The 7,266-nt window shown below is 50.0% G+C and carries 6 protein-coding genes and 1 pseudogene; 1 reads left to right on the plus strand and 6 read right to left on the minus strand.

The features are described 5' to 3' along the window. Together treB and treR are read right to left on the minus strand one after the other, a co-directional pair. Positions 1–922, minus strand: a 922-nt coding sequence (gene treB / locus MHN01_RS11240; RefSeq protein ID WP_239411432.1) for a PTS trehalose transporter subunit IIBC, incomplete at its 3' end; no start/stop codon positions are given. 217 nt (positions 923–1,139) lie between these two features. Beyond that, positions 1,140–2,087: pseudogene (gene treR / locus MHN01_RS11245) on the minus strand (trehalose operon repressor TreR). A 365-nt stretch (positions 2,088–2,452) separates the two neighbouring features. Between treR and MHN01_RS11250 the strand changes: the two are divergent. Then, positions 2,453–3,619, plus strand: coding sequence for a Card1-like endonuclease domain-containing protein (locus MHN01_RS11250; RefSeq protein WP_239411433.1), 1,167 nt, complete (start codon positions 2,453–2,455; stop codon positions 3,617–3,619). Between the two features lie 88 nt (positions 3,620–3,707). Here MHN01_RS11250 and MHN01_RS11255 read toward each other — a convergent pair whose 3' ends face one another. The 4 genes from MHN01_RS11255 to MHN01_RS11270 form a co-directional block, all read right to left on the minus strand. Next, a complete protein-coding gene (locus MHN01_RS11255; RefSeq protein ID WP_239411434.1) occupies positions 3,708–4,868 on the minus strand; it encodes a hypothetical protein in 1,161 nt (386 codons plus the stop codon). A gap of 11 nt (positions 4,869–4,879) precedes the next feature. Then, positions 4,880–5,563, minus strand: coding sequence for an ABC transporter ATP-binding protein (locus MHN01_RS11260; protein WP_239411435.1), 684 nt, complete (start codon positions 5,561–5,563; stop codon positions 4,880–4,882). Positions 5,564–5,565: 2 nt separating this feature from the next. Continuing rightward, positions 5,566–6,783, minus strand: a complete 1,218-nt coding sequence (locus MHN01_RS11265) for an FtsX-like permease family protein (RefSeq protein ID WP_239411436.1) — start codon at positions 6,781–6,783, stop codon at positions 5,566–5,568. Next, positions 6,773–7,266: ABC transporter permease (locus MHN01_RS11270; RefSeq protein ID WP_239411437.1), on the minus strand; the 494-nt coding region annotated here is incomplete at its 5' end. The genes MHN01_RS11265 and MHN01_RS11270, both read right to left, overlap by 11 nt.

Below are 7,266 nucleotides of genomic sequence, written 5' to 3' on the forward strand. Positions count from 1 at the left end.
AGACCATAGCACCCAGAATCGCAAAGTCACCTGTCATTGCCACTTTCGCCGCGTAACCAACCGCATCACCCAGCATACGACCGAACGGACCGATGAATGCGTGAGCAAGGATCACTGACACAATGATAGAAACAAACGGTACAATAACCAGGTACAGGTACGCCGGAATAATCCGCTTGAGGTTGGTTTCAATAAACGCCAATGCGATACCTGCCAACATTGCCGGGATCACCTGCGCCTGATAACCGACCTTTTCAATGACGAACAGGCCAAAGTCCCAGCTTTCGGGTACTTGTTGTCCGATGAGGTAGGCATTCATCAACTGCGGTGATACTAAGGTCACACCCAGTACGATACCCAAAATCGGTGTACCGCCCAGTTTCTTCACTGTCGACCAACACACACCAACCGGCAGGAAGAAGAAAATCGCTTCACCAATCAGCCACAGGAAGGAGTGCACTGTCGCCCAGAACTGGCTAATTTCGGTCAGAGTCTGACCGTCAAACATCCGGATGTCGCCGATGACATTACGGAAACCGAGGATCAAACCACCGGTGATGATTGCTGGCAGCAACGGAACAAAAATTTCGGCAAGGTGTGAAATTCCTCGCTCCAGCAAGCTCATATTCTGGCGGGCTGCCACTTTTGCCTCTTCCTTGCTGGCGCCGGCACTGCCCGTCATCTCAGTTAAAACTTTATATACCTCGTCTACTTCGGTACCGATCACTACCTGAAATTGACCCGCATTGGTGAAACACCCTTTCACCATTGGGATTTCTTCAATTTCTTTGACGTTAGCCTTGTCAGTATCGCTAAGAACAAAACGCAGTCGGGTCAGACAGTGGCTAACGCTAGCAATGTTGTCACTGCCACCGATTAACTCCACCAGACGCTCGATTTGCTGTCGATTAATCTTACTCATGCCGATGTCCATGTTTATATTTGATAGGGAATGTCGTTATTGTTATCCCGCAATGGGAATGTTCCCACCGCTCGAGATAATAATGGCAAAGCCAACCCAAAAAGGAAATGGGAACATTCCCACAACGTGAATCAGTTCACACATTCAGGTTACTTATTAAACGTGACCCACCTATAACACGATTGTAGGATAAGTGAGCCCGTTTAACAGTCAGGCCTTACTTCAGGCTTGCCTCTTGGGTCAAATGAGTAATGCTCTGCTGTCCGGATAGCTGCTTGATCAACAAGTTAGCCGAAGCGTGGCCAGCCTTGAAGTAGCCCGGATCAATACTGAAGGTGTTGGGGAAAATAAATGAGAGAAGATCTGTGGCACCGACGCCGGATACTTGAATATCACTGCGCCCCAGTTCCTGAAGTCGCTTGGCAACGCCCATTGCCAAGGTATCACTGGCACAGACTATCGCCTCTGTTTCAGGTCGGATCACATCATCCGTTAGCTGGTAGGCACTTTCATGGCTAAGCTGGCCAGTCTGATAACATGGAGCGATATCAGCCTTCTGACAACAGGCCTTATAGGCGTTCAAACGCATGAGGCCGGTGGTCTTATCGCTCGGATCTACCCCCATATAACTAATGTGTTGCTTGCCCTGCTGTACGAAATGGTTCATGGCAAGTTCGATAATGCCATGATTGTCGTAACCGACTGACGAGATTCTATCGGTATCCACAGCAATAACGACCGCTTTATGCTTGAGCGCCTCTATCGCCGACAAATCGCAATCGGAGAAGCCAAACACTATCACCCCATCGACATTACGCTTTTGCAAAACAGCAAGATGTTCGTTGGTTTTCTCGGCACTGAACTGGCTTTCCATGATCACGGCATCGTAGCCAGCCTGATAGATCACTTCCAGGATCCCGCTTACCGCTTTATTTTCCGACGGTGAGTCTAGACGAGAAAGAATGATACCAACCACTTAGGCACTGCCACCCCGCATAGCCTGCGCAGACTTAGACGGCACATAGCCAGAATCCCGGATCACCTGCTCAACCTTTTCACGGGTTTCAGGTTTTACCTTTGGGTCATTGGTGAGTACACGGGATACTGTTGATTTTCCTACCCCGGCCAATTTTGCAATATCAAGAATAGTGAGCTTCTGAGTCATAATTAATACAAGCTAATACAATCCCCTCTATTGTCACCGTCATTCTTAGGATTTCAATCATTTTCCGCGCCATCATCTCAAAATCCTTCCGATGATCCTGAAATCTCATCTTCCAATTTTCAAATCGCGAAAAAATGACAAAGTAGTGATTAATGACAAATACTTACAGTAAGCGGACATTCCCGGAAGCAAAATCGGATAATTTACTCATGGTGACGGTATTTACTTGAATTCTTTATATTCCGTCCCCATATCTAATATTGAACTAAACATTAAAAGCTATAAATTGCTAAAAGTCGTGTTGGCCTGTTCTTTTGCTTCCCACTCTTTAATATGCCTACACGAGTAAAAGCATAAGGATAATTATGATTACTCACGTTGGCATTATCGATCAGGATCCCGTAAGACTGATAACCCCTTTACTCGACCATGGCATTCCTGCCGATAAAATGGTCTTTATCGGCACTCTGGATCAGCAGGAACAGTATGACCGACTGGCTTCGATTCTCACACCCCGAAACATTCAAGCCGAATTCTTTACTATCCCAGACTCCATTAACATCACCTGCATCCGTCGCCGCCTAAACGAGCTAGCCGCCGAGCTTAAACAGCAACAATCCGAGATTTGGTTCAACGCCAGTTGTGGCCTGCGCCACCGCCTGCTATCGGCCTATGAAGTATTCCGTACCTACCACTGGCCGATTTATGTCATTGAGCCATACAGTGACGAGATGTGCTGGCTATATCCTTCGGACCGCGAGCAACAGCAGGTCGAAGACCGGATTCAACTTACCGATTACCTGACCATTTTCGGCGCCCGTTGTGAGCTGCCGGAAACCATGGTTCCAGAAGCACTCAACGATCAGCTGTGGGAGTTGGGTCAGCGCTGGGCCAGCTCGGCACTGGAACTTGGCCCCGGCCTTGCCACGCTTAACTATCTTGCGACCACCTGCCGTAAAGAACAGAAACTCGATGTCGCGCTAAGCGAAAAACAGCAAGGCTACAAAGAGCTTGGGATGCTGCTGTCCGATCTAGAAGATACGGGGCTTGCCACTTACAACAATGGCATCCTGACGTTCAAGCACGAGGAAGCACGCCGCTTTGCCAATGGTGAGTGGCTGGAGAATCTGGTTCACAGCACCGTACGTGCTATCCAGAACGAGTTGCCGACCATTCAGGATCACTCTCTGGGTGTGCAGGTATACCGTAAGATTGGCGAACGCGAAGTCAGAAATGAGCTGGATGTAGCAACGGTGGTCAATAACAAGCTTCATATCATCGAGTGTAAGACTAAAGGCATGCGCGACGACGGTGATGACACGCTATACAAGCTGGAATCACTGCGAGACCTGCTTGGCGGCCTACAGGCACGTGCGATGCTGGTCAGCTTCCGTCCACTTCGCCATCATGACCTTGTACGCGCCCAGGATCTGGGGCTGGCAATTATCGGCCCGGATCAGCTTGGCGATCTGCAAACCCACCTTCATAACTGGCTAAGAGACGCCGGTGGTCAAAGCCACAACATGGCCTAGCCAGACAGGTTAATACGAGTAACGGGTCTAGCTACCCGTTACTCTTCCCCCTTCGTTAATTTGATTCAAGCTACTTACCTTCAAGCGACTAAAAACTCCACCTAACTTGCCAGAACAATTGTGTGTTCGCTGTTTGCCCAAACAGACTATCACTGCTGCCGTCAAAACGCTGGATCACAGTCAGCATCTGCCAGTCATCGGCCAATGAATAGGTATTGCTTGCGCCGACGAAAAATGAGCCGTCATCATAGTAGGTACCCGAGAAAGTCAGCCTACTCAGCGGTGAAATATCAAAACTGGCATCGGCATAACTACTTAATTCGGTAAAGCTCAGGGTACGGGCAGTGAGCGGCAAGTTGAGAAATGCCAGAGCATTTCGCGGCTCCTGCGGATCAGAAATATGTAGCAGAGCGGTGCGTACCATCCAATTCCGTTTCCCGCCAAAACTGTAATCGACCTCGATACTGGCAACAGAAGTGGATGTCAGGTTTTCACCCTGCCATTGATCTCGAACCGGATCGAACCAACCAACTTCACCGCGCAACCCAGCCCCTTTGATGTCTCCGGCGAAACCTGCCCCAACGACATTATCCAAACCCGATTTGCCCACCAGCAGCTGCATATCCCATCCCTGCCGATTAAAGAAATAACGCCCGGCATAACTGTGCAGCTCACTGTCCTGGCTTGGGCTGTAAACCACATCAACCGCACTGGCAAATCCTAACTTGCGGCTGAGCATCACTGCATCCGTACCGGAACGCTCTTCGTAGTCAAAATCATAAATCGAATACGAATTGAAGATATCATTGGGATTCCACAGCGTTGCCATTCCCCAGTTAATCCGAAAGCGACCGGTTTGCAATTGCCAGTCCTGATGCTGCCAGGTGAGGTACAGGCGATCAAACTGCGTGGTGCCGACCACGCCGTTCTTGTCGAGCCAATTGGTCGTCAAATCCAGATAACCAGGATCCAACCCCACAAGTTGTCCGAACCCCGGTATTTCTGCGCTATCACCGAACAACAGGCGATTACGCATGCCGACATTAAAACGCATATCCGGGTTAAAGCGATATTCAAAATTAAACCGCTGGTGGATGAGATGATCGAGCCCTTCACTTTGAGCGTCGGGCAAAATTACCGTGGCCATGTATTTGACATAACCGTTTAGGTCCCAGTCCTGCTCCGGCTCCAGTCCCGGTACTCCTGGTACTTGTGCCATCACCGACACACTGGCGAGACCGGCAAGCATGCAAAGCCCCTTCACTGGCGACGATCCTCTTTGAGTTCCCCGTCTTCAAAAACAATCACCCGGCGTGCTCGTTTTATCACCCGCGGATCATGGGTCGAGAATATAAACGTTGTGCCTTCTTTCTCGTTCAACTGCTGCATAATATCCAGCAGCTCGGCGGTACTTTGTGCATCGAGGTTGGCCGTCGGTTCATCTGCCATCACAAAGCGTGGCCTTGGGGCTAGAGCCCTTGCTACCGCTACCCGTTGCTGCTGACCACCGGATAACTTGGCTGGTATCTTATGTTGCTGATCGGTAAGGCCAACCTGCTCAAGCAGCTCTTCGGCTCGCTTGCGGCACGCTTTTTCACTGTGTCCCTGCAACTGCATTACAAACTCAACATTTTCCAATGCAGTCAAGACCGGCAATAGGCTGTAGTCCTGAAAAATAAACCCGATATGGTCACGACGAAAGGCAATCAACTCTTTTTCTTTCAGTACGCAGATATCGCAATCATCAATGCGTACCTCGCCCGAGGTCGGTTTATCTATGCCTCCCAACATATTGAGCAGCGTCGTTTTGCCTGACCCCGAAGGCCCCATTACCGCAACAAATTCTCCCTGCTCGATAGATAAATCCAGGCTCTTTACGGCCCGTACCGGAAAATCCGAATCAGGGTTATAGGTCTTACACAGCTGGTTGGTCTGAATCGTCATGATCAATGTTTCTCCGCCATTGCATCAACTGGACGCTGTTTTAGAATTTGCCGCGCCGGATAAAGGGCGGCTAACAGGCTCGCCGCGACGACAGTGATAAAAATCATCTGATAGTCCATCAGGGAGACCTGAGGGTACAAGGTGGTATCAACACCGAACGCCCCCAGCCCTTCGGCCACCTTACCGAGCGGTACACCGGTATGCTGCAGCAATTGCATTAATCCAAGACTGCCTGCTATCCCCAACAAGGCACCGCTAATACCCAGCCAGGCCGTTTCCAGCATGATCAACAAAAAGATATTGTGCTTTTGCATTCCGACCGCCATCAGCACACCAAATTCCCGGGTTCGCTCGAATACTGACATCAGCATGATGTTGATAATGCCGAAACTCAGGGCAAGGACGAAGATGCCCAGCATGATTGCATTGCTGGTCCCCATCTGATTAATGATTGATGCCAGCATCGGCTGTACCTGCTGCCAATCACGAACGGTATTTTGCGCAGATGTTTGCTTCTGCAATTCATCCCGCAGCGCAAATGCCGCCTGCTCATCATCCAGCAATACGGCGATTTCATGGCTTCCTTCGATACCGGCCAATGCGGTTAAATCACTGCGCCTGACAAAGACATTGCCTTCATCGAACCCCGACGAGGGCGTTTTAAAAATCCCGCGAACGCGAAAAGCGGCACCGGTTACATCACCGCTGGCGTTGGTAAAGGTCAGCACAACCTTAGATCCAATACGCAGCCGCAATCGCTCAGCCGTTTTGGTTGAGACCAGTATCGGATTTCGTCCTTCAGCCGATAACCATTCCCCTTGCTTAATATTGGCTGCCAGCGGAGTGACCGACGCTTCGGATACCAGGTCGATACCATTGATCCTAACCCCGCGAGCACTGCGTGCCGAGGCCACCATTCCATCGGCCACAAACCGGGCAGACAAGGCTTTGACCTGCGGTAACTGTTCAATCTTTGCAATAAGTTGGCGTGATTCAACAATGGTTGAGTTGATATCCGGGTTGGTAAGATAGCGACTGTTATGAATTTGGATATGGCTGGTCTGCCAGGCGATGGCATTATCAATCATGCTGCCATACATGCCGGTCATAAACCCCATCATACTCACCACACCCATGAGGCCGAAAACCATGGCACTGAGCATGATGCCGGTACGTAATTTATTGCGCCAAAGGTTGCGCCAGGCCAATTTAACCAGCATGTCCACCTCCTTTTAGCGCACTGACCAAATCCAACCGATAGACACGCCACATCGGATAGAGCATGCAAAGCAATAACAGGCCCAATACAATGGTTATCTGATTGACGAACAGCCAGGGCTCCAGCAATACCGGCAGCACGGGATCCCAACCCATTTCAAGGATCATTTCCGCCGTCTCGCCCGTCAGTACTATCGGGTTATAATAAAACCAGATCAAAAACGGTGCTGCGATAACCAAACCGATAACCACACCCAGCAGAGCGATAAATAAAGATTCAATAGTGATAAGGGCAATCAGCCGCTTTCGCAGCAGCCCGGTGGCCAACATGACCCCAAATTCCCGCTGACGCTCCAGCGTCATCATCAGCAAGGCCGCAAACAAACCAAAACCCACTACGCCATAAAGCAGATACATCATGATGATGCCCCCCGCCTTATCCATCAGGATTTGCTGGGCCATTTCAGGAGATAAGTCTTGCCAGT

The organism is Photobacterium sp. OFAV2-7, from assembly GCF_022347985.1.
GTDB lineage: Bacteria > Pseudomonadota > Gammaproteobacteria > Enterobacterales > Vibrionaceae > Photobacterium.